Raw genomic sequence first — 23013 nt, 5'->3', positions numbered from 1 at the left:
CGCACCCCTCCTCTTACATCGCTTCCGCCGTTGGCCTCTTTCCCTGTGCAGGGAGAAGAGACTGCTTCTCCAGGTCTGCCTCTGCCACGTTCTTCGCCTGCCGTGCGTCGGCTGGATCATACCCGGTATACCAGGCCTCCAGCAGCCGGCAGACGCTCTCCACCTCGTGCGTGCGACGGGTTTCATCCCAGCCGAGTTCGCGGCCCATGATCGCCGCCACCACAGGAGCCGCCTCCCGGGCATGGGCCATGTCCACGAGCCCCAACGGGAGGCGTCGCAACAAGACGTCGCTGACGTGCCTGGCCATTTCCCGCCTGACGGCGAAAACGACCTGCGCGCCTATATACGGATGTGACGGATGAATCGGCTGCATGAGATCAAGGGCGCGGCCGAGGGCAACAACCTGCATGGTCTCGTCGCCGTGAAGCAGAAACAAGGACCGGACAAGATCAGGGTCCAGGCCTTCGCGGACGGCCAGATCCCGCCAGGCGTCGGGGTAATAGGCCTTGGAGCCGAGCAGATGCAGCTCCTGGGTGACGCAGGGCCGTCCCCGGTCCAGGCCGAAGGCGAGGCAGGCGGCATCCACGGCGTCTTCGGCCATGGCCCGGTAGCTGGTCCATTTGCCGCCGGCCATGGTCAGGAGGCCCGAGGGGCTTTGGGTCAGGACATGGGTCCGGGCCAGTTCCTGGGTGTTTTTTTTCTTCGGATCAAAGACCAGCGGCCGCAACCCGTTCCACACCGCCAGGATGTCCTTGTGCGCAACCGGTCGACGCAGATAGGCGCCGGCGTAGCGCAGCAAATAGTCCACATCCTTGCACTGCGGAACCGGATCGAATTCCACGCCTGCCGGTTCATCGGTCGTGCCGAAAAGGACATGCCCCTGCCAGGGGATCATAAAGAGCACGCGCCCGTCCTCGGTGCTGGGGATCATGAGCGAGAGATCATCGGGAGTGGTGTCGGCCGACAGCAGGATATGGATGCCGGAACTGACCTTCAGGGTGTCCGGCGCCTGGGGGTCGTCCAGGCGTCGGACGGCGTCGGCAAAGGGGCCGGTGGCGTTGACCACGCCCTTGGCCGCAATGGTCCAGGTCCGGCCGTCGATCCGGTCGCGCACCTGGGCCCCCCGGATGCGGCCGTCCTCCTTGACCAGACCGGTCACTTCCACATGGTTGGCGCAAATGGCCCCATGGGCGGCGGCGGTGCGGGCCAGGGAAACAGCCATGCGGGCGTCGTTGAACTGGCCGTCGGCGTAGATGACCGCCGCCACGTAGCCGTCCAGATTGAGCTGGGGGAAAAGCTTCTGGGCCGTGCCCCGGGTGACCAGCCGGCTGCGGCCCAGGGAAAGCCGGCCGGCCAGGAGATCGTAGAGCACCAGCCCGGCAAAGATATAAGCGGCCTGGAACCAAGTTTTGACCGGGGTCATCAGGCGAATGGCATGGGCCAGATGGGGGGCGTTTTTGAGCAGCCGGCCGCGTTCCCGCAGACCTTCGCGCACGAGATTGAACTGGTCCTTGTCGAGCTTGAGGATGGCTTTTTCGAGATAGCGCACGCCGCCGTGCACCAGCTTGGTGCTTTTGCTGCTGGTCCCCTGGGCGAAATCGTCGCGTTCGACCAAAGCGACGCGCAGGCCCCGAGTCGCCGCATCCAGTGCGATGCCGCAGCCGGTGGCCCCGCCGCCGATCACCAGCAGATCGAATGGTTCTCCGTCTTGCAGACGGCGTAAATGCTCCTGTCTGTCCATGGCTCCGCCTTGTCTTACGGGTTGAGCAGGCTGTGGGCAGTGCGTGCGTCCGTCACAAACACGTGGACGTAGCCGCGCCGCAGCACGGATTGCAGTATGGGGACCTTGGCCAGGCCACCGGAGACGAGAATGATGTGGGGAACCTTGCACAGTCCGTCGAAGTCCGGGGACATGCTGCAGTGGTTGACTTCGTGGTCCAGGACATTGCCGTGTGCGTCCAGAAAACGGCCGAAAAATTCGCCCACGGCCCCGGCCCTGGCCAGATCGCGCCGTTGGTCCTGGGTGATGGCCCCAAGAGCAATGTTGGTGGCCTGGGCGGTCAAATCGCCGACCGCCGTCAGGATCATGTCCACGTCCAGGGCTTCCTGGTAAAACGTCCGGAAAAAGGGCTGGTCGGCGATGGTTGCCCGCACGTCCCGGTTGGAGACGAACATGGGGGCGGGCAGATGGTTGCAGACCACGGCCGCAAGCTTTCTGGCGAACATGGCCGTCGAATCGAAGGGATTGACCGGGCTGCGCGGCACGCCGCCGTAGAGCGAGGTGACGGACACGTCGCGAAAGTTGCGGATGACCAGACCGTTTATGGCCGCGCACAGGGTGTAGCCCCAGCCCACGCCCAGCCGTTGCCCGTCCTGGAGTTCAAGCGAGGTGTATTCGCCGGCCGGTCGGCCGATGGTCTCATAGCGAGAAAGTCCGTCGCGTTCCGGAGTGGGAACGACAATGGCCCGGACAAGGCCGTATTCCCGGACGAGTCCGGCTTCCAGGGCCACGCAGTCCTTGAAGGCGGTGTTGATGACGACCCGGATAAGTCCGGCCTGGCGTCCGGCCTGGAGCAGGCGGTTGACCTTGAGGCGGGTGATGCCGAGCCGCTCGCCGATTTCCCCCTGGGTCAATTCTTCATTGAAATAGAGCCAGGCGACCCGGGATATCAACTGGTTTTCGCTTTCATCGAATCCCGTCATGGGAAACCTCTGGGGCATGGGGTTGTTCGGTCGACGTCCCGGGCATTCTTTTTTGACAATTCAAATACAATTGTAAAATTATCGCGTCAATAGTTCTTTCAAAAAAACCGCGACGCCCCGCCCGATACCGACACACCCGCCCAGGAACGTCCGATGGGCCGACACAGCCGAGGTATGGGAGATCCAGGCGCAACCTTCCCGAAGCGTCCGGAAGGCAGACCCCAGGCAGCACGGGCAGACAGCACGGCAATTCATCAGATCATTTGAATTTCCAACAACCACTCTGTTCAGTGGGAGCCAACTGGACGCCGTGACCGGCCGAAGACAGGGAAACAGGCCCACCCCCTGGACCTTCAGGCCCAAGCGCAGTACGATGCCGGGAGCACCCCCCGGACGGCGTCGGGCCTGGCCCCGCTGTTTCCGGGGGCTTGAAACGACAGCCCAAGGGGATTCCCATCGAACGGGGGCGGCATCTCATTTTTGCAAGTTTGCTTGCAAAGCCGCAGCGCAGGATTATCCTTCTTTTTTCCTGATCCCTGAGAGACCCACGCCAGCCCCGGCCACTTCAACCAGACGAGCCCACCGTGCACCTGCCCTCAAAACGTCCGGTTTTCTTCGACCCGAACAACAAGCGCTGGCCCAAAGTCAAAGCAGGGGCCTTGCTTGCGGCCGTGCTGGTCTCGGCTGTCCTGGTTGCGCTCGTGGTCAGCGTGCTGGTCAATCCGGCCCTGGAATCCCTCTCCCTGCCGGCGGCCCGGTTTCTGCCCCGCCCCAACCATTTAAGCCCGCCGCTGCCTGTGGAAACGCCGGCTGCCGCTGATGCCCGTCTGGCCAAGCTCAAGCGCACCCTGGCCAAGGAAATCAAAGCCAACCGCCATTCCCCGCCGGTCGCGCGCAACGCCCCGACCCAGCCCTACGCCACCAAGGCCATCGGCTTTTTTGTCAACTGGGACGACGCCAGCCTCAGTTCACTCAAAAAGCACATCGGCAACCTCGACATCCTCATTCCCGAATGGCTGCATATGGTGGACGGAGACGGAACCATCCGCGAGGACAGCCCGGACAAGACCCGCGAGGCCCTGCGCTTCATCCGCTCCAGCCGGCCTGACCTGCCCATCATGCCGCTCGTCAATAATTTCATCGACATGACCTGGCGCGGCGACCTGCTGGCCCGCATGGCGGCCAGCAGCGAGGCCCGGGCCCGGGTCGTGGCCGCACTCCTGGACTTTGTCCGCAAAAACGGATTCGCGGGAGTCAGCCTCGATTTCGAGGACGTCCCCCCAAAAGCGCAAAAGAACTACCTGCGCTTCGTCACCGAACTGTCGACCGCCTTTCACAACGAAAAGCTCGCCGTTTCCATAAACGTCCCGGCCGAAGACCCGGCCTTCCCCTATCGGGCCATTGCCGAACAGGTCGATCAGGTCATCATCATGGCCTATGACGAACACTGGGCGGCCGGCAAACCCGGTCCCATCGCCAGCCTGCCCTGGTACGTCAAGGCGCTGCGCCCCCGGATGGCCGACATCCCGGCCGGTAAGCTGGTGGTGGCCCTTGGCAGCTACGCCTATGACTGGCCCAAAGGGAAACCGGCCGAGGAAGTCACCTTCGAGGAGGCGGTGCTGCTCGCCAAAGAGTCCGAGTCGGCCATCAGCCTTGATCCGGTGTCGCTTAATCCCCATTTCGACTATGACGACGAGAAGGACGTCCCCCACAACGTCTGGCTCATGGACGCGACCACGGTTTTAAACGCCATGGCCTCGGCCCTGCCGCTCCAGCCCGCCGGGTTTGCCCTGTGGCGTCTGGGCGGCGAAGACCCGTCCATCTGGACCTTTTTCGGGACGGATTGGGCCCCCGGAGCCGAGGCCGCCGCGCGGTTGGAAGAAATCCGGTTCGATTACGACTTGGACTATGAAGGCCAGGGAGAAATTCTGCGCATTGCCCAGACCCCCCATATCGGCCGGCGCAGCATCACCTACGACGGCAAAAGCCGGCTCATCACCGGCGAAAGCTTCGAGGTGTATCCCTCGCCCTACGTCATCGAGCGCCATGGCTTTACACCCAAAACCGTGGCCCTGACCTTTGACGACGGGCCAGACCCCAAATACACCCCCCGGATTCTCGACATCCTCCGCCAGACCGGCGCGGCGGCGACCTTTTTCGTCATCGGCTCCAACGCCGAGCGAAATCCCGAACTGTTGCGGCGCACCTACGCCGAGGGCCACGACATCGGCAACCACACCTACACCCATCCCAACATCGCCGACGTCTCCACCACCCAGCTCACCCTGGAGGTTTCCGCCACCCAGCGGCTTTTCGAAAGCGTTCTCGGCCACCGGACCCATCTGTTCCGCTCCCCCTACGGCGAGGACAGCGAACCCGAGACCCAGGATCAGGTCCGGCCGCTGGAGATCCTCGGCAAGCAGGGGTACGTGTTCGTGGGCATGAACATCGACCCCAACGACTGGCGGCAGCCGGGCGTTGACGCCATTGTCGAGGAGACCGTGCGCCAGGTTGAAATCGGTGAAGGCAACATCATCCTGCTCCACGACGGCGGCGGCGACCGGGCCCAGACCGTGGCCGCCCTGCCCCGGATCATCGAAATCCTGCGGGGAAAAGGCTACCAATTCGCCACGGTTTCCGAACTCCTGGGCCAGACGCGCGACACCATCATGCCCGAGGCCAAGAACGAAAATCCGCTGGTGGCCCTTGGCACCCGCATCGGCTTTTTCCTGCTCTTCGCCTGGTCGGCCGGCCTCCAGTACCTGTTTATTCTCGGCACGGCCCTTGGCCTGGGGCGTCTGGCCATCCTCGTGACCCTGGCGGTGGCGGAAAAGGTGCGGGGCCGCCACAAGCCGGTCTCCGATCAAGCGGACAAACTTTCCGTGGCCGTGGTGGTGCCGGCCTATAACGAGGAAAAGGTCGTGCTCCAGACGGTGCAGTCGCTGTTGGCCTGCCAGCACCCGGCCGCCTTCGAAATCATCGTGGTGGACGACGGCTCTAGCGACAACACCTACGCGGTCGTGCGCGAGGCCTTTGCCGGAAACGCACTCGTCACCGTCGTCACCCAGCCAAACGGCGGCAAGCCGTCAGCGCTCAACCACGGCATCGGCCGCACCAAGGCCGACATCGTAGTCACCCTGGACGCGGACACGGTGTTCACCCGGGACACCATCATGCGTCTGGTCGCCTGGTTCGCCGATCCCAAGGTCGGGGCCGTGGCCGGCAATGCCAAGGTTGGCAACCGCATCAATTTCCTGACCCGTTGCCAGGCCTTGGAATACGTAACCAGCCAGAACCTCGACCGCCGGGCTCTGACCATTCTCGACAGTGTAACGGTCGTGCCCGGGGCTGTCGGCGCTTGGCGGCGCGAGGTGGTGGAGGCGGCCGGTGGCTTCTCGGCCGAAACCCTGGCCGAGGATGCGGACCTGACCATCCGCATCCAGCGCATGGGCTTTGTCGTGGCCTACGAAGACCGGGCCGTGGCCCTGACCGAAGCCCCGGACACCATGCGCGGCTTTTTGCGCCAACGCTTCCGTTGGATGTTCGGCACGCTCCAGGTGGCCTGGAAACATAAAGACGCCCTGTTTCGGCCCCGCTACGGCCTCCTCGGCTTTTGCGGGCTGCCCAACATCTGGATCTACCAGATTTTTTTCCAGCTCATCTCGCCCATCATGGACTTATGGCTGGCCTACACCTGCCTCGTGTCCGCAGTCATGTGGATGTGGCACCCTGCCAGCTGGGACCCGGACTCGTTTCAAAAGGTGGTCTTCTATTACGCCCTGTTCATGGCCGCCGACATTCTGGCCGGTCTGGTCGCCTTTTTCTTGGAGCGCAGCGAGGACAAGCTATTGCTCGTGTGGCTCGTGCCGCAGCGTTTTTTCTACCGGCAACTCATGTATGTGGTGGCCCTGCAAACCTTTGTCGCCTCGCTGCGCGGCCGGGAAATGGGCTGGGCCAAACTCGAGCGCAAAGCCACGGTCGATTCCCGCCGGTTCACGGACACGTAAGACGTCTCTTGACGCCGGCCAGCCTCCCATGCCCAGCCTGTTCGATATGGCCGACTTTCTGGAAGACCTGGCCATCGGGGCCTTGACGACGACGCCGCCAGACTGAACCGGCAGGAAGCGAGAAGGCAGAAAGCATGCCTCCGGCGCCCTAAGGGCCGTACCCTTTGGAATCCCACCTGGGGTTCGTTTGATTTGACCGAGGACGCTGCCAAATCGGCGGGCGGAAGTTCGGCAAGGGAAGATGGGAAAAGATGCGCACGAGCCTTGAGGGGAAAAAATGAAACGACTTATTGTCGGCATCACCGGCGCCAGCGGCGTGGTCTATGGCCTCCGGCTGCTCGAAGTCCTGCGCCATATCCCGGACGTGGAAACCCACTGCATCATCAGTTCCGGCGCGGCCGTGACCTTGGGCCTGGAAACCAAACACAGTGTGGACGAGGTGCGGGCGCTGGCCGACGTGGTCCACGAGCACGGCAATCTGGCTGCGGCCATCTCGTCCGGCTCTTTTCCGGTCTGCGGCATGGTGGTCGCCCCCTGCTCCATGAAGAGTCTGGCCCAGATCGCCCTGTCCTTAAACGACAATCTGCTCACCCGGGCCGCCGACGTGACGCTTAAAGAGCGACGCAAGCTGGTCCTCGTCCCCCGCGAGACGCCGCTGCATCTCGGGCATCTGCGCCACATGGTCGCTTTGGCCGAAATGGGGGCCGTCATCCTGCCGCCGGCCCCGTCGTTTTACCACGCCCCCAAGACCATCATGGACGTGGTCGACCAGACGGTCGGCAAGATTCTCGACCAGTTCGACATTCCCCATGAGCTGTTCCAGCGCTGGAGCGGGACGAAAGCATAAGGAGCGTCAACGGGCCGCAGGCGCGTCGAAGGCATGCGGCCGGCGTACCCTTGACGCCGGCGACTACCGCCCCAAACGCCCCCCCCCGGGTCCGGAGTCACCACCGTATGAAACGAACTGTCCGCATTGTGCTGTTGTGCCTAGCGGCGACGGTCGCGGCGTCGGGACTGTATCCCCGACCGGGCCTTGGCCGCCCCGGTCCCGACGCCAGCCGCGCAGCGATTTTTTTGCCTAACGATCCCCGCTTTAACCCCTGGTCCTGGCCCCTGGACCGATTGGCCGGCCGCCAAGGCGTCTACGCCTGCGACATCCACATAGGCTTTCTCAACACCGACTATTTCTGCGACATCACCCCCGACAGGGGCGTGGATTTCGTGCGGGACAGGCAGCGCACGACCGACGACGACGTCACGCGCCGGGTTCTGGCCCGCCTCGACGCCTGCGACGCCATGGATTCGCTGACCATCCGCTACGGCGTGGGCGACATCTCGCCGGACGGCGTGCGGGCACTGCTGCCGCGGACGGGAAAGACGGCCCGCATCGAGGAAGGCAAGCAGCACGGCCGCTGGGGAAATCCCGAAACCCATGCCAAGGTGCTCCAGCTTTCAGACGGGCAGGCCGAGTATTACACCGTGCACGGTTCCCTGAACCTCCAGACGGTGGGCCTGACCTGCAAGGGCAATAATGCCCTGCGCTTTGTGGAGCGAAGGCCCGCCCTTTACGCCGCCTTCACGGCCCTGTCCGAGGCGGCCGGAGCGGGAAACGGCCAGGGACGTTTTCCCGGCGGCCATGGGAGCGCGGATGCAAGTGGGACGAGCCTGCCCCCCATACCAGTGGGAAACTATTTGGTCTCCTTCTATGCCGGCCGCGGCCAGGCCTTTGTCGGCGGCAGGCCTGCCGCGCCGGAGCGTCCCTGGCCGCTCTATCTGAACGCTCCCTCTGCCGGCCAGCATGAGGCCGGCATTGTCAACTGGTACGACGCTGCCCTGTTCGACGCCGCCGCCCAGTTGCGCCAGGGACGCGACGTGCGCCTGGACGTCGCCGTCTTTGAGATTGGCGAAACAGCCTGGTTTGTCGAACACCTGTTCCGGTTCGTGGACGAGGGCTTTGCCGGAGGCCGGACCGAGGATCGGGAGAGCGACGTCCGCCTGGGCACGACGCAGCCGGGTAACTTGACGGTGCGCTTCCTGTGGCAGTTCCAAAGCGGCGACGGAAAGGCCGAAACGCCAACTACGGCCCTGCTGCGGGGACCGTCTGTGATCCGTCGGCTCGATCCGGCCACGGGCCACGTCTCGGTCTTGGCCATGGCCCGGGTCTGGCCCAGACTCGACCCGTCCGGGATCACCCGCAACCCTGGCACGCCCCACGACATGCACAACAAGCTCATGCTCCTGGACGTGGCCGGGCACGAGGAGGAACGCCGCATCTACGTGACTTCTTCCAACCTCGACACGCCTGGGGTGGGCAGCGGCCAGCTGTGGCAGGCCGGGACCATCATAGCCGCACGGCCGGGAAGCGGCGTCTGGAGCGGCGAGAATGCCGGCAAACGGCATCTCTTCAATGCCTACAGCCATTACTTCGACCTGCTCTGGGACAGCCGGGAAGGCCAACCCGAGGCCGGTCAGGTCGCCTTTCACGAGCGCATCGTCCGGGAACACTTGGCCGGGGAGGTCAATTGGATCGAGACGGTTCCGCCGCAAAGCGATCTGACTGCCGTCAATCCCAGAGAGGGCATCGACGCCTTTTTCTTTCCTGTTCCCCTGACCGACCGCTGACCTGTCCGCCGTGAGCCGGCTCATGGGGCGCGTGTTGGTCCATAGGCCCCAGAACCAGTGACACTGTCCACCGGCCGGGGGACGCGCCCCTCGGAACAGCAGGCCATTGCCCGACCTGTTCCCTGCAACGCGCCTGTCGACGGCTTGCCAAGGTGACCACATCTGCCCACCCTTGCTGCCGGCTTGCCGGCGGATGGTTAGAAGCCTCCATGCTTGTCACCGATGCGGAATTACGAGAAAGTATGCCTTTGTCCGGGGTGGACGAGTCTGTCGCCGCCTCACAGCGGCCCGATGGGCCGCTGTCGCGCCAGGGCGTCGGTTCCTGGATTTCCCTCCTTTCCTTGTCGTGTTGGAGGAGCGTTTCGGGCTGACCAGACCTGAGGCGCTGACCTGGGAATTGCCCGCACTCGATGCTTTCGCCGCGTATCGCCACACACGGACGGCAATGGCCAATCTCGCGCCAAACCACGGATTCCGGGTCGCCGAGGCTGCTCTGGGGAATGTATGGAATGTGATCTCGATACGCTCAAGGTGTTTCTGGCGACAACGGGATGTCCGATCGAGGCCGTTGCCGCCATATCCCGGGATGTGCCGCTTGCGGTCCAAGACATTCCGGCGGAGATGGGCGTTGCCTTGGCCAAGCGCCTCACCGAGGCCCTCGGGACGCCCGACGCGCCCGCATCGCTTTGCCAGGAAGGCTCTCTGGATGATTGGCTCGACTTTGTCGCCCGGCATTTCGATGACGAGACGCTCAAAGGTGCGGCCATTGCCCGCATCGTGAAAAACAAGGCGGAAATCCCTCAGGGGAAGCCGTATGTCATCGACCGAATGCGCCCCCAGGACGCGCTTGGCGTGGCCGGCCTGTTTTATGCCATTTACGACGCCAACTATCCGGTCCTGGATTACTATGTGCCGGAAAAGCTTGTGGCCCTGAACCAGCAGAAAGCCGTGTTGACGCTGGTGGCCAGGGCGGAGACCGGCGAGATCGTCGGCCATGGGGCGTATTACCGCAGTTCGCCGCCCAATCCGGCCGTGTATGAGCAGGGGCAACTCCTGGTCGATCCGGCCTACCGCCAGACCTCCATGGCCTTCAAGCTGCTTCGGGAACTCGATGCGGTCTCCCATGCCATGACCTGGGCCGAGGCCTTTTTTGGCGAGGCGGTCTGCAACCATGTCGTCACTCAGAAAAGCGGCGACCGGCAGGGGTATGTGCCCTGCGGCATCGAACTGTCCCTCATGCCGGACGGGGCCTATGCCAAGGAAGGGGCGGCCGGCCGGGTCACGTGCATGATGGCTTTCCGGGTGCATCGGGACGCTCCGTTGCCGCTGTATCTCCCCGAAGACTGCCGACCGGTGTTGGAGCCGATCCTTTCGGGCTTTTCCCTGAACCGCGATATGCACTTTGCCGCCAGCGACGTCCCCCAAGCACCGGAAACCGTGCTCGACGCACGAATTTTTGACCTCGCCCAGGTGGAGCGCATCCAGGTGGCCGTCATCGGCCGGGATTTTCCCGGGCATGTCGCTGCCATCGAGGAACGGGCCGTCCGCCTGGGCTTGGCCGTGGTCCAGGTGTTTTGCAACACGGCCTCCCCGGGCGTGGCCTTTGCGGTGGAGGCCTTGCGGGAGCGGGGGTACGTGTTCGGGGCGTTTTTGCCGCTGTGGTTTCCGGGCGGCGACGCCGTCATGTTCCAACGGTTGGCGGCGGAGCCGGACTTCGAAGCCGTGCAGCTGCTGACCGACCGGGCCAAGGCGATCCTGGCGCACATCCGGGAGGAGTGGCGCAGGCATGGGCGCTGAGGCAGACGTGGCCGGACAGGCCAGCTCTCCCCGGGTCGATGCCCTGGCCAAGACCTGCGGCTGCGAGCGCTACGCCGCAGACGAAACGCCGGCAGGCTGCCTGTGGGCCGGCGTCAGGCGGGCAGGCCTCCCCCACGGCCGCATCGCCGGCCTGGATGTCGCTTCCGCCCGAGGCCTGCCCGGCGTCGTGGCCGTGCTGACCCGGGCCGATGTCCCGGGGACCAACCGCCAGGGCATCGTCCACAAGGACCAACCGGTGCTGTGCGGGGAAAGGGTGCGACACTGCGGCGACCCCGTGGCCCTGGTTGTGGCCGAGAACCGGGAGGCCCTGGCCGCCGGGCTGGCCGCCATCCGGGTCGATTTCGAAGCGCTGCCCGGAGTTTTTGATCCCGTCCAGGCCCTGTCGCCGGATGCGCCGCTGGTGCATTCCGGCCGCGAGGAGGGCAATCTCCTGGCCCACGGGCTCATGGAAAAGGGCGACGCCGGGGCGGCCCTGGCCAACTGCGACGTCGTGGTCGCGGGCCGGTTTGCGACACCCTTGCAGGACCATGTGTTCCTGGAACCGCCAAACGGGCTGGCCCGGCTCCTGCCGTCGGGCCTCCTGGACATGGTCGTCTCCACCCAGGCCCCTTTTCGGGACCGCTTCGAGATTGCCCAGGCCCTGGGGCTTGATCCCCAGCGCATCCGCGTGCGCGCGCCCTATCTCGGCGGCGGCTTTGGCGGCAAGGACGGGGCGACCGTCCAGTGCCTGCTGGCCCTGGCCGCCCTGCGTCTGCCGGGCCGATGGGTCAAGATGGTCTGGAGCCGCGAGGAGACCTTCCTGGCCGGCTACAAGCGCCACGCCGCCGTCATGGACATCCGCCTGGGCGCTGCCGCCGACGGCAGGCTGCAGGCGCTTGATTGCGCCATGCATTTTGACGCCGGCCCCTACGCCCACTTAAGCGGCGAGATCATGGAACTCGGCATGGAGCATGCCGGCGGTCCGTACCGCATCCCCCATACGCGCATCGAAGGCTTTTGCGCCTACACCAACAACCCCGTGGGCGGTGCCTTCCGGGGCTTTGGCGTGGTCCAGGCCACCTTTGCCCTGGAACGGGCCATGGATCTCCTGGCCACGCGGCTTGGCCGCACTCCGGACTCCCTGCGGCTGCAAAATGCCCTGCGCCCGGGTGAAAAAAACGCCGTCGGCGTGGCGGTCGAACCCGGAACCGACGTCGCCGCCTGTCTCCAGGCCGCCATGGACCATCCGTTCTGGACCGGACGGGAAGCCTGGAAGCAGGCGGCCCCGCCGCTGACTCGACGCGGAGTGGGGCTGGTCGCCGTACATAACGCCATGGGCTATGGCCGGGGCCTGCCCGACCACGCCGCCGCCAAGCTGGAGCTGACGCGCCAGGGGACGTTTCGCCTGTACAACTCCGTGCCGGACATGGGGCAAGGCAATGCCGCGGCCTTCGTGGCCATGGCCGCCAAGGCCCTGGGGCAGCCCGAAACCGCCTTCGCCTGCGTCCAGCCGGACACCCGGGTCTGTCCGCCGGCCGGCTCGTCCTCGGCCAGCCGCACCACCTACACCTTTGGCAACGCCCTGCTCCGGGCCTGCCGGGCCATGGCGGAAAAATTACGGACCAGGGCCGCGCTGGCGCTTTTGTGCGACGCGCCGGACCGGCTGACCCTCGTGCCCGGGGGCGTGTCCGATCCGGCCACCGGTCGCACCGTCCCTTTGTCCCTGCTGGCTGGATTTCTCATCCGCGACGACCGGATCTACATCGACCAGTTCGTGATGCCGGTGGTGGCCGACCCGCCCGATACGGGCCATGCATGCAAGCTTGGTTTCCCCCACCGCTTCTATTCCTACGGAGCCTGTCTGTGCGGGGTCGAAGTGGACGAACTGACGGGCCGGGTCAGGCTGGCGCAATGCCTCGGGGTCGTCGCCTGCGGCCGGGTCTTTTCCCTGGCCGGCGTGGAGCAGCAAATCCAGGGCGCGACAGCCCAGGGCGCGGGACTGACGCTTTTCGAGGACATGGCCCTTGACCAGGGTCGCATCCGGGCCGCAGACCTCAGCACCTATCTGATTCCCACCGCCCTGGATCTGCCGGATATTGCCTGTCTGGCCCTTCCCGACAACGAACCCACCGGTCCCATGGGACTCAAGGGCATGGGCGAGGTCGGCATCCACGGACCCGGTCCGGCCGTGGCCCAGGCGCTTTACGACGCCATCGGCATGGACGTGACCCGCCTGCCGGTTGCGCCCGAGGCAGTGCTTTCGGCCCTGGAGGACGAGAACGCATGAACGAACGCATGGAAATTTCCTTTCGGCTCAATGGCCGCCCGGTGCGCCTTGAAACCGATCCGGCCCGGCGGGCCATTGATGTCTTGCGGGACGATTTTGGCCTGACCGCCGCCAAGGAAGGCTGCGGCTCGGGCGAATGCGGGGCGTGCGCCGTGCTCCTTGACGGGGTGGCCAGACTGTCCTGTCTCATGCTGGCTGCCCAGCTTGACGGCCGGGACGTGACCACGGCCGAGGGGCTTGGCACGCCCGAAGCGCCGCACCCTGTCCAGACGGCCTTTGCCGTCCACGGCGCCGTGCAGTGCGGCTATTGCTCGCCGGGCATGACCATTGCGGCCGTCGAACTGCTGGCGCGCAATCCCGCCCCGGACCGGGGGACCGTTCGACAGGCCTTGTCCGGCAATCTGTGCCGCTGCACCGGATACGTCAAAATCGTGGACGCGGTCCTGGCGGCGGCCGCGACCCTGCGCGGGGAAGACTCGTGAGCGGCCGGGTCCATCGGCCGGCCTCGTTGGAGGCGCTGTGGCCGCTGCTCGCCGCCGGCGCGCGTCCCATGGCCGGCGGGACCGACCTGCTTGTACAGCGTCGAGGCCGGTCGCTTGGCGAAGTCGCCCTGCTCGAAGGAATTGCCGGCCTGGACGCCATCGTTGCCGAGGCGGGCCGGCTGCGCATCGGGGCCACCGCCACCCATGCCTGCGTGCTGCGCCATCCTCTGGTCCGGGAGCGCTTGGCGGTCTTGGCCCAGGCGCTTGCCTCCCTTGGCTCGCCGCTTATCCGCAACATGGGGACCCTCGGCGGCAACTGTGTCACCGCCTCGCCGGCCGGGGACACCCTGCCGCCGCTCTGCGCCCTGGACGCCCTGGTGGAGCTGGTTTCCCGGGACGGCGCGCGCCGGCTGCCCGTGTCCGAATTCATTGTCGCCCCGGGACGCACGGCCCTTGCCCCGGGTGAAATCGTCGCGGCGGTCCTTGTCCCGCTGCCCCCGGCCGGAGCCCTGCACCATTTTGAAAAGGTGGGACGGCGCGACGCCCTGGCCATTGCCGTGGCCAGTCTGGCCGCCATACTGGTCCGGGACGAGGCCGGCCGGGTGACCGAGGCCCGGCTGGCCGTGGGCAGCCTGGCCCCGACCGTGGTGCGCTGCCGTAAAGCCGAGGCGCTCCTGTGCGGCGGCCGGCTGGACCGGGAAACCCTGATCGCGGCCGGACAATGTATTCGGGAGCAGATTTCGCCCATCGACGACATCCGGGCCACGGCCGCCTACCGTCGGGACGTGGCCGGCAAATTGCCCCTGCGCCTGCTGACGCTTTGATCCCGGCCGACGGCTTACCGTCTGTGGCTGACCGACGGCTTGCCGTCTGCCGCTCGCCGGCGACTTTAGCATCTGCCGCTATCCGCGGCTTTAGCATCTGCCGCTATCCGCGGCTTTAGCATCCGCCGCTAGCCAGCGGCTTGCCGCGCTTGCGCCGGCTGGCGGCGACAAGCGGGACCACCAGCAGGCCTGCCCCGGCCGCAAAGACGCAGGACAGAACGAACAACGCCGGATACCCGGCTCCTCCGGCCAGGATGGCCCCGCCCGCGACCGGACCGAACACATAGGCCGTATCCATCATAAAGAGCATCAGGTTCAGGTTGGTCCCGCGCATGCCCGGCGGGGAGCAGCCGAACATGACGGCGCTCATAAGCGGCATGGCCACGCCCAGGCACAGGCCATAGACTCCGGCCAGGAGCAGCAGCCGGGTCTGGCCTAGGGTTGCGGCAAAGCCCAGCATACAGGCGGCCAGGCAGACCAACGCCCCGACCAGAACGGTTTCCTTGGGCAGCCGGTCGAAATACGGCCCGGCCAGGACCCGCACGGCCATGGACGCGCCCGTGGACACGGTGAAAAAAAAGCCGGGATCGGCCAGCCCCAGGCCCATGGCGAAGGGCTTGATGAAAAAAAAGACCAGCGTGGTGCTCATAAAAAGGCACAGGTTGGCCACAAGGACCAGCCGCACCGGCGGCAAGGCCAGGGTGTGGCGCACATCTGCCCACGTCGGCCGTCCGGCATTCGCAAGGCCGGCCTTGGCTCGTTGTTCCAAGCGCTTGCCAAGCGGCGCAAGCAGGGCCAGGCCGGGCAGCGCCAGGAGGGAACAGACGGCATAGACCCGGTCCTCCCGGCCCAGACGCGGCAACAGCCATTCGGCCAGCGGCGGCATGAGGGCATAAGGCACAAGGGAAGACAGGGAGAAATAGCCAAAGGCCCGGCCGGCGAGGGCTTTCGGGATGGCCTGGGCCAGCAGCGCCGTCACGGCGCTGACCAGAAAGACAAAGGAGACCCCGTGGAAAAGGCGCACGGCCAGGATCGGGCCGATACCCCGGGCGAACTGGTAGGCGCAAAGGGCCAGCCCCATGCCGACCAGGGCGGCCCGGACCAGGGGCAAGGCGTTTCGCGGCGTAATCAGGACGCTTAAAAAAGGCCGCAAACAAAAGGCGGCCACGGGCTCCGCGCCAAGCAGCCAGCCGCGCCAGGCCGGTTCGATTCCCAGACGCGCCAAATAGGTTTCGAAACCGTAAAAGATGGCGATGTTGCAAAATCCGAAGGTGGCCGCCAGGAGCAACACCATAAACTCGTAGCTGAAAAGCCGCTCGGAGGCTGTCTGGCTGCTGTCGGTCATGGGGCGGCCAGCACACTTGAAAAAGCCTTGGCAAAAGCCTCCATGGCCGGCGCCTGGGCCATGGAGATCCGAATCCAGTTGGGGTAGCGAAAGCCGGTCATGGTGCGCACCATCACCCCTTTCTGCATGAGCTTGCGATAGAGCAGGGTGTCGGACATGGGCGTGCGGACCATGACAAAGTTGCCGGCTCCGCTGACATATTCCAGTCCCAGGGCAGCAAAGAGGTCGCACAGCGCGCTTTTGGCTGCAGCCACCATCTGCCGGGTGGCCGCAATATGGCCGGCGTCGTCGGCCAGGGCCGCCGTTGCGGCTATTTGCCCCAGCATATTGACGGAATAGGCGATGTGGGTGCGGCGCACGATGTCCACCGCCTCCAGGGAGCCGCACAAATAGCCCACCCGAAATCCGGCCAGACCGTACATTTTGGAGAAAGTCCGGAAGACCAGGACGTTGTCGTGGCGCTCCAGGACCTCCATGCCGTCCGGAAAATCCGGATCATCCAGATATTCCCGGTAGGCCTCGTCAAGCACCACCAGCGCCCGGCCGTCCAGCTCGGCCAGGAAACGGTCCAGTGTCGCCCTGTTCCACCACGATCCGGTGGGATTGTTGGGATTGCACACGAAAACGACCCGGGTGTTCTCGGTGACGGCCGCCAGCATGGCCGCCGGGTCCAGGGCCTGCGTTGCCAGCGGAACAAGCCGCGCCTCGACCCCGGAAAATTTCGCCACCCATTCGTACACGGCAAAGGTCTTGTCTGCGGTGACAATGGCGTCGCCCGGACCGCAGAAAGCCCGGATGACGGACCCGATGACCTCGCAGGAACCGTTGCCGACCAAAAACTGCTCCGGGGACTTGCCAAACCGCCCGGCCAGGGCCTGGCGCAGGTCATAGGCGTCGCCGCTGGGATAGACGGCGGCCCGCTCGGCCGGAAAAGCGGCGATGGCCTCCCGGGCCAGAGGCGGCGGTCCCAGGGCGTTTTCGTTGTTATTGAGCCGGTACAGATGCGCTGCGCCGTACTGGCGCATGAGGACCGCATCGGGCCGGCTGGGGACATAGCGTTCGAATTGCCGGACATAGTCCGGGATGCCCTCAAGAATCCTGGTCATGCTGCCATACAACCATATCGCCCTGCCCCCCGTGGGGAAGCACGACTTTCGGGGAGAATCCCGACTGCAGCAGGTCATCGGCCAAAGCCGCCTCCCAGGACCGGGCCAGATCCATATAATAGAGAATCCTGTGTATGCCTTTCTCCCGAATGGCCGCCACATGGGCGGCCAGATTGGCCGCCATGTCCTGGCCGTCCAGGAAGGGGCGCAGTTCCGCCAGATCGCGGCAACGGTCAAACGCCGTGCCAAGCAATGATTCGCGCCGGGGACGGCCGGCCGGGGCCTCGACCGGGAGAATGTCCCGGGGCATGGCCAGCCGTTCGTAGGTCTCCCGCAGAAAATTTTCGATCCTCGGGCTGCACCAGACCGCCAGGCCGGCATCCTCCCGCAGATGCCGAAAGACCACAGGTTGCCGGTCGCACCCCGTGGCGGCGCAGGCTTGCAGGGAACCGAGCGGTTCGAAATAGCCCGGCAGGAGATCGCCCGTGGCCCGAAAGCCCAACACAATGGCGTAGCGCTCCCGGGCCACGGCTTCCAGAAAACCGTCGAGCAGCAGTCGGGCCACATCGGGCCGCATTTCCGCGGGCGTGAAAACAAAAGGACCGGAAAAGTACAGGGCCTGACTGCTGCACGGATTCCAGGTGAGAAGTCCCACGGTTTGCCCGGCCGCATCGAGGGCACAGACGCAGGCAACCTGGCCGTCGGCGACGAGATCGGCGAATTGTTCGGGCGTGTGAAAACTACCGGGACATTGCCAGGGCGGATAGGCGCTGGCAGCCAGAGCGGCGGCTTGGCAAAGGCGCGCCGCATCAGCGTGCAACTCCAGCCGGTACGGCGGACATATGCCCTCAGGTGCGGCAATGGGCGTCAATTCCGGATAGCGGCGATCCACTTCCGCCACGATGCGAAAACGCTCGCCGCCTTGGTGTTCGAGGTGGAAGCGATCCGCCGCGTTGCCCGCGAGCAGCAATCCAAGGTCGCGGGAGGGTTCGCCGTCGCCCCGGCCCAGGGCATGGGCCGTAATGTTGAGGCCGCCCAGGGACAGTTCCGCAGCCCTGAAAGTGAACTCTGAGCGCAGCAGATACCGTTTTCCGGTCATGGCCACGCGCAAGGGTTCCTTCGCCTGGACCAGCCCGATGAGGCAGAGACAGAATTCCTCGACAGTCAGTTGGAAGCGGAAGCTTTCCCGTTGGCCGAAGCCGGAACGCTTGGCCAAGGTCTGGGCCGCGCCTGCCGCCGGACAGGCAAAAGCGGTGTCCGGAGGAATCTCCATCGAGACACACAGATCGTCAGGCATGTCGCCTCCCCGGACTCGGTTTCCACCCACCAATTCTGGGTGTTAGTGGCTCCCTTATCTCCGCTATTTTTTTGGCAATTGCAATCCATGAGCAACCGCTCGCCAAGGCCATCCCCAGACGTGCGTCCCCGTCCCCGGGATCGCATCCCGACTCTTGCAGGCATCGACCGGACAGTCCCCAGGAGCCGGCGCAACTGCAAGCATCGGACTCCGGCACGCCGTGACCGACGCCTTGCGTCAAGCACTCTCCCCAGGGAAAGCGCCTCCCCTCCCCCAGACGGTTGGCCGGGCCGGCAAAGGCCCTTGGGCGATGGTGTTCGAGACAGGCACAGGACCTGTCAATGCTGCGAACCTGACGTACGCCCCGGTTTAGGCGATGGTCGCCTGCAATGCCTTGAGGGTCGTTTCCGCATACAAAAAATCATAGTATTCACGGGCAAGCGATACGGAAAGCGCAATCTGTTCGTCCGATGCAGCCCCGACGAGAATAGCTTCTTTGATGTAGCCCAGCGCTTCCGGCGCAAAATTGCACTTTTTCGTGCATTTGATGATGGCATCGAGTGATTCGACCGTTTTTTGTGCTGCAAAAGCGAGGACTGCATATTCCATGGCATAATCTGGATATTCTTCTTTCTGCGACTTATGAAAGCCGATGTCGTAATTCATGTTCATCGCAAACAACAATTCACAGGCCAACAGACAGCTGTTATAATATGTGTCCTGATGTGCAAGCAGCCTTTGTATATATTTCATCAAATTTTTCGGTTTCATCCGCAGGGCTTGAATTTTCAAAATAAGCGCGGACAAATAGTTAAAAAAACGGGAATCATCGGCAAAAAAGAGCATCAGCTTCAGGGTTGCGATCACCCCGTGAACTGTCGCCGCAGAGGCGCTTTTCTCCAAAGCGGCAATCCCGGGTTCGTTACGCCCGGCCCGGAGATGGATGCTGCCAAGGACGCACCAGGCCTGCGACAGCATCGCATCGGAAACATTTGCAGCGGCCACGAGGAGCTTGACTGATTCGTCATACTTCCCGCCAAAACGGAGGGCAGAGGCATATTTGCCTTGTGCCTCATGCAATTTCCTTTCATCCACCGAGGGGACAACGTGCCGTTTTCCCGAGGCTACGTCCTCAAGGATCGTCTTTGCCCGGTTTGCGCTGGTGTGCCCTCTCCGGCATTCCTCCTGGCCGCAGGATGCGACAGAGGCAAAGCTGTCGTATGACCGTTCAATAGCCTTGATTGTGGAAATGACATCGTTTGGGGAATAGCCGATATAATGCTTCCCTTCAAGAAAATGCGGCCTGACACCATATCCGCTGCGTTCCGTGAGCAACAACGATCCAGAAGCCAGCGCCTGGATACAGCGCATGCTCAGTCCGGGAAAAAAGTTCTCGTTGAGGACAATTTGCGAGGCCGCGAAAACGTCTTGCAGAGCAGATCTTGAAATCCCCTCGACGACATGGATGGGGAAGCTCTCATGGATATACTGAATCAGATTATTGCGCTTGACCCGGTGCGGCGTCATCCTCCCGACAAACGTGATGAAATGCTTCTTCTCCGTGGTTGGACGAAAATCCATATGTAACACGGACAGGGGAAGCCATTTCGCCGGAACGCCATTTCTTCGAAATTTCGACACTGACGACAGCTGGTCAACATATACGAAATCAAAGAGCTTCGTCAGTGGGATAAGCCAGTATTCATTGAGTGGGCTATCGATGCAATAGGCAGCTAATTTGTAATTGCAGTTGAAAAACTCCTTGGGAAGGCTTGTCTGGCCAAAAAATTCTATGACAACAAGATCGGGTTGAACACCAGTATCCTCAATACATTCAGTCAGCGTTTTCGTCGCATCCAATTGAAGAGGGACGACTTCGCAGCCAATCTCTTTGAAGCCTTCCTGCAGGAATTGGCCGAAGTGAACGATTCGCATGGAGAGACCTGATTTTTTTGCCTGTAAAACGCACCCCTAGCCCACCCGCTGCACCCAGAATTGGTACATCTCGAGAAAGGTGTCCGGGTTGTCTTCTTCAAAAGCGTGCCAGTTGGACAAATCCGTGGCCGTCACGTCGCTCGGGAAGCGCGCCCGGTAGGCGGCGGCAACCGGCGGATCCACCTCCACGCCAAGGACCGCCAGCCCGTTTTGCAGGCAAAATCGCTTGATTTCAAGCAGGTTCAGACAGTGCTCCTGCACGTGAAAAAGCAGATCGCGGCAGCCGCTGATGCTGAAAAAATCCCCCAGCAGATACCGGCCCCAGCTCGGCTCCCAGGGGCTGTCGAGCAGCTCCTGGCGAAAGGCCCGAATCGTCTCGGGCGAACCGTCCAGCCCCCGGGCCGCGATCATCTCCCGCACCCGGCTGATCCCGCGGCGGGCCACACGGCTGTACAGGCCGATGCGCATGATGCCCCCCGGGCGCACCAGAGGCAAGAGCGCCCGCCAGCCAGCGGCCGGATCGGCCAGATGATGCAGCACGCCCGAGGATTCAACCAGATCGAAATGCCGGCCGAGTTCGCCAAGACGCAACAGGTCGGCCTGGGCGTATTCGATGTTGGCCACGCCCAGTTCCCGGGTCTTGCGCCGGGCGTAACACAGGCTGGTCAGGCTCAAATCCACAGCCAGGACGCTTGCTCCCCGAAATACCCGGGCCGTTTCCAGGGAATGCTGCCCTGTGCCGCAGCCGGCGATGAGCACGTCCAGGGTCGGGCCGTCGGGGACATTGTCCAGAACAGCCCGGGGGAAGCGCTCCCGCAGATGGGCGGCCAGGCTGACAGGCTCGCCCATCGGCGCCGGTCGCACCCAGCGCGGATAGGGGTTTTCCTCATATTGCCGCCGCACCAACCGGGACACGTCGTCCTCAATGGGCGTCAGCTGGGGGATGCGGCCCCGCAGGCGCTGCTCCTCGATGTGTTCCGTGAGCTGCTGGACCAGCACCCGGGCTACCGGCTCGGGCCAGGACCGGGCCAACAGGCGTTCGGCCTGGGGCAGTCCATGGAGCGGGGTAAAGGCAGCCACGGCCACGACCCACAGGGCCGGCACAGGCAGGTCCCCGGCCAGGGCGTCAAGGAGCCGCGCCGTCAGTTCGGCCGCCCCGGCTTCCTCGGCCGCCGTGACGGCAAAGACGTATTCGTTGACCCGGCACTGCCGGGCCAAGGCGGCGTAAAACTCCAGTCCGCGGTCATCATTGCCGCTCTCCGTCACCACAACGGGACCAACGTGCAAGGCCGCGTCGAGCAGCACGGCCCGGGCCAGGGTGAGAAAGCGTTCCAGCCCGGGCGCGGCTATGGGGGCGGCGTCGAGCAGGGCAGGAAAGAGCGTATCCCCGACCACGTTGGCCAGCCCGGTGGGACCATACAGGGCTGCGGCATCAAGTCGGCCGGGCCAGGCCGCCAAGGCCCGGCGCATGCAGCCGCCAACGATCACGTCGGCTTCGAGCATGGGGACAATGGCCGCCGCCACCTCGGCGCTGCGTCCCCAAGGCTCGGTCAGGGCGCGCAAAATCCGCTCCCGGCGCACCGACCCCTCGGGCGGCGCGGACAGTCCCCGCAGACAGGCCACGAACAGCCGGCGCATCTCCGGGCTCTCCCCGGCGTCCAGGGCGGCTTCGACAACGACCAGCGCCCCGGCCGGATTCCCGCGCAGAAGCAGACAGTTTATCAGCAGAATCCGGGCCTCGCCCAGCTCCGGGGCGAGGCGCAAGGCCCGTCTGGCGCAATCCTCGGCCTCGACGCTGCGGCCAAGCGAAGCCAGGGCCACGCCGCAGTTGGCCAGGGCATAGGCATACTCCGGGGACAAGGCCAGGGCGGCCCGGTAGCGGACAACGGCCTCTTCGGGCCGGCCCAGGGCATAGAGCGCGTTGGCCAGATTATACAAGGTATGGGGCTGGTCCGGGGACGCCTCCAAGGAGGCCTGGTAGTGGGCGACCGCCTCTTCCAGACGCCCGACCGACTCCAGGGCATTGCCGAGATGATTGTGGGCCGACACGGCGGCGGGACTGATTTCCAGAGCGCGGGTAAAGCTCATCATGGCCTCATCGGTTCGCCCCAGGCCAAGCAGCGCCAAACCGAGGTTGCTGTGCAGACCGGCATCGTGCGGCGAGAGATCCAGGGCGCGGCGCAAGGGCGGCAGGGCTTGCTCGCTGCGGCCCTGGCGGAGCAAGGCGGAACTGAGTACGCTCCAGCCAAAGGTCTCGCCAGGATAGCGCGCGGTCAGGTTGGTGGCCCGTTCGACGATTTCCGTCAGTCGGCCGCTTCGAAACAGGGCCGCAACATCCTGCTTCTCGGTCTGGCTCAACTGTCCCCTGGCCGCCTGGGTCCTGCCCGCCTGCATCATCCACCCCGCCTGGTTATGCGTTGCCTGGGATACGCCCTGCCACCTCGCCGTTGTCTCGTTGCAGGCTGTGCCCGGAGCTTGCACTGCCGCTACGGACGTGAAACCTGATTTTCCTGTAACCGTAACACAGGTTGGGTCCGGGACCAAGGGGGGCAGGGCATAACCTGGCGCCCCCTGGCGGCAACGGGAGACGGGGAGGGCCTGAGCGGTT

The 23013-nt window shown here is 64.5% G+C and carries 14 protein-coding genes; 7 read left to right on the top strand and 7 right to left on the bottom strand.

Annotated features, from left to right (window positions below; translation table 11 throughout):
* Nucleotides 1–13 precede the first annotated feature (13 nt).
* A complete protein-coding gene (locus tag NY78_RS05395; RefSeq protein ID WP_043632720.1) occupies nt 14–1741 on the bottom strand; it encodes a glycerol-3-phosphate dehydrogenase/oxidase in 1728 nt (575 codons plus the stop codon).
* Nucleotides 1742–1755: 14 nt separating this feature from the next.
* Nucleotides 1756–2703: a sugar-binding transcriptional regulator gene (locus NY78_RS05390; protein WP_043632717.1), complete on the bottom strand. Its 948-nt coding sequence runs from the start codon at nt 2701–2703 to the stop codon at nt 1756–1758.
* Nucleotides 2704–3287: 584 nt separating this feature from the next.
* Between NY78_RS05390 and NY78_RS05385 the strand changes: the two genes are divergently transcribed.
* The 7 genes from NY78_RS05385 (at nt 3288) to NY78_RS05355 (ending at nt 14722) form a co-directional block, all read left to right on the top strand.
* Nucleotides 3288–6710, top strand: a complete 3423-nt coding sequence (locus tag NY78_RS05385; protein ID WP_043632714.1) for a glycosyltransferase — start codon at nt 3288–3290, stop codon at nt 6708–6710.
* A gap of 277 nt (nt 6711–6987) precedes the next feature.
* On the top strand, nt 6988–7557 hold the full coding sequence (locus NY78_RS05380) for a UbiX family flavin prenyltransferase (protein ID WP_043632712.1): 570 nt from the start codon (nt 6988–6990) through the stop codon (nt 7555–7557).
* A gap of 107 nt (nt 7558–7664) precedes the next feature.
* Nucleotides 7665–9332, top strand: coding sequence for a hypothetical protein (locus NY78_RS05375; protein ID WP_053062140.1), 1668 nt, complete (start codon nt 7665–7667; stop codon nt 9330–9332).
* Between the two features lie 504 nt (nt 9333–9836).
* A complete protein-coding gene (locus NY78_RS05370; RefSeq protein WP_043632709.1) occupies nt 9837–11129 on the top strand; it encodes a hypothetical protein in 1293 nt (430 codons plus the stop codon).
* Nucleotides 11119–13416: a xanthine dehydrogenase family protein molybdopterin-binding subunit gene (locus tag NY78_RS05365; protein WP_043632707.1), complete on the top strand. Its 2298-nt coding sequence runs from the start codon at nt 11119–11121 to the stop codon at nt 13414–13416. Before NY78_RS05370 ends, NY78_RS05365 begins: the two co-directional genes overlap by 11 nt.
* Nucleotides 13413–13898, top strand: coding sequence for a (2Fe-2S)-binding protein (locus NY78_RS05360; protein WP_043632703.1), 486 nt, complete (start codon nt 13413–13415; stop codon nt 13896–13898). Before NY78_RS05365 ends, NY78_RS05360 begins: the two co-directional genes overlap by 4 nt.
* Entirely contained in the window at nt 13895–14722 is an 828-nt protein-coding gene (locus tag NY78_RS05355; RefSeq protein ID WP_043632700.1) for an FAD binding domain-containing protein, read from the top strand. The genes NY78_RS05360 and NY78_RS05355 overlap by 4 nt, the downstream gene beginning before the upstream one ends.
* Nucleotides 14723–14837: 115 nt before the next feature.
* Here NY78_RS05355 and NY78_RS05350 read toward each other — a convergent pair whose 3' ends face one another.
* The 5 genes from NY78_RS05350 to NY78_RS05330 all read right to left on the bottom strand — a co-directional run bounded on the left by NY78_RS05350 (nt 14838) and on the right by NY78_RS05330 (nt 22802).
* On the bottom strand, nt 14838–16067 hold the full coding sequence (locus NY78_RS05350; protein WP_043632697.1) for an MFS transporter: 1230 nt from the start codon (nt 16065–16067) through the stop codon (nt 14838–14840).
* The gene (gene hisC / locus NY78_RS05345; protein ID WP_043632694.1) at nt 16064–17173 is read right to left on the bottom strand and encodes a histidinol-phosphate transaminase; all 1110 of its coding nucleotides are present in this window, start codon (nt 17171–17173) and stop codon (nt 16064–16066) included. Before hisC ends, NY78_RS05350 begins: the two co-directional genes overlap by 4 nt.
* Nucleotides 17157–18470 carry a hypothetical protein gene (locus NY78_RS05340; RefSeq protein ID WP_043632691.1) on the bottom strand — a complete coding sequence of 438 codons (1314 nt, stop codon included), beginning with the start codon at nt 18468–18470 and terminating at the stop codon, nt 17157–17159. The genes hisC and NY78_RS05340 overlap by 17 nt, the downstream gene beginning before the upstream one ends.
* Nucleotides 18471–18839: 369 nt before the next feature.
* Nucleotides 18840–20405, bottom strand: a complete 1566-nt coding sequence (locus NY78_RS05335) for a glycosyltransferase family protein (protein ID WP_043632688.1) — start codon at nt 20403–20405, stop codon at nt 18840–18842.
* A 36-nt stretch (nt 20406–20441) separates the two neighbouring features.
* Entirely contained in the window at nt 20442–22802 is a 2361-nt protein-coding gene (locus NY78_RS05330; RefSeq protein WP_231583780.1) for a tetratricopeptide repeat protein, read from the bottom strand.
* Nucleotides 22803–23013: the final 211 nt, after the last annotated feature.

This window comes from Desulfovibrio sp. TomC (assembly GCF_000801335.2).
Lineage (GTDB): Bacteria > Desulfobacterota > Desulfovibrionia > Desulfovibrionales > Desulfovibrionaceae > Solidesulfovibrio.
Note: the sequence above shows the minus strand (reverse complement) of the source record. Positions and strands in the feature narration are given on the sequence as shown.

Coding starts and splice junctions, on each gene's coding strand:
- NY78_RS05365 (WP_043632707.1), top strand. CDS start 11,119: ATGGGCGCTGAGGCAGACGTGGCCGGACAGGCCAGCTCTCCCCGGGTC.
- NY78_RS05350 (WP_043632697.1), bottom strand. CDS start 16,067: ATGACCGACAGCAGCCAGACAGCCTCCGAGCGGCTTTTCAGCTACGAG.
- NY78_RS05380 (WP_043632712.1), top strand. CDS start 6,988: ATGAAACGACTTATTGTCGGCATCACCGGCGCCAGCGGCGTGGTCTAT.
- NY78_RS05340 (WP_043632691.1), bottom strand. CDS start 18,470: ATGCCTGACGATCTGTGTGTCTCGATGGAGATTCCTCCGGACACCGCT.
- NY78_RS05390 (WP_043632717.1), bottom strand. CDS start 2,703: ATGACGGGATTCGATGAAAGCGAAAACCAGTTGATATCCCGGGTCGCC.
- NY78_RS05395 (WP_043632720.1), bottom strand. CDS start 1,741: ATGGACAGACAGGAGCATTTACGCCGTCTGCAAGACGGAGAACCATTC.
- hisC (WP_043632694.1), bottom strand. CDS start 17,173: ATGACCAGGATTCTTGAGGGCATCCCGGACTATGTCCGGCAATTCGAA.
- NY78_RS05375 (WP_053062140.1), top strand. CDS start 7,665: ATGAAACGAACTGTCCGCATTGTGCTGTTGTGCCTAGCGGCGACGGTC.
- NY78_RS05360 (WP_043632703.1), top strand. CDS start 13,413: ATGAACGAACGCATGGAAATTTCCTTTCGGCTCAATGGCCGCCCGGTG.
- NY78_RS05335 (WP_043632688.1), bottom strand. CDS start 20,405: ATGCGAATCGTTCACTTCGGCCAATTCCTGCAGGAAGGCTTCAAAGAG.
- NY78_RS05370 (WP_043632709.1), top strand. CDS start 9,837: ATGGAATGTGATCTCGATACGCTCAAGGTGTTTCTGGCGACAACGGGA.
- NY78_RS05330 (WP_231583780.1), bottom strand. CDS start 22,802: ATGATGCAGGCGGGCAGGACCCAGGCGGCCAGGGGACAGTTGAGCCAG.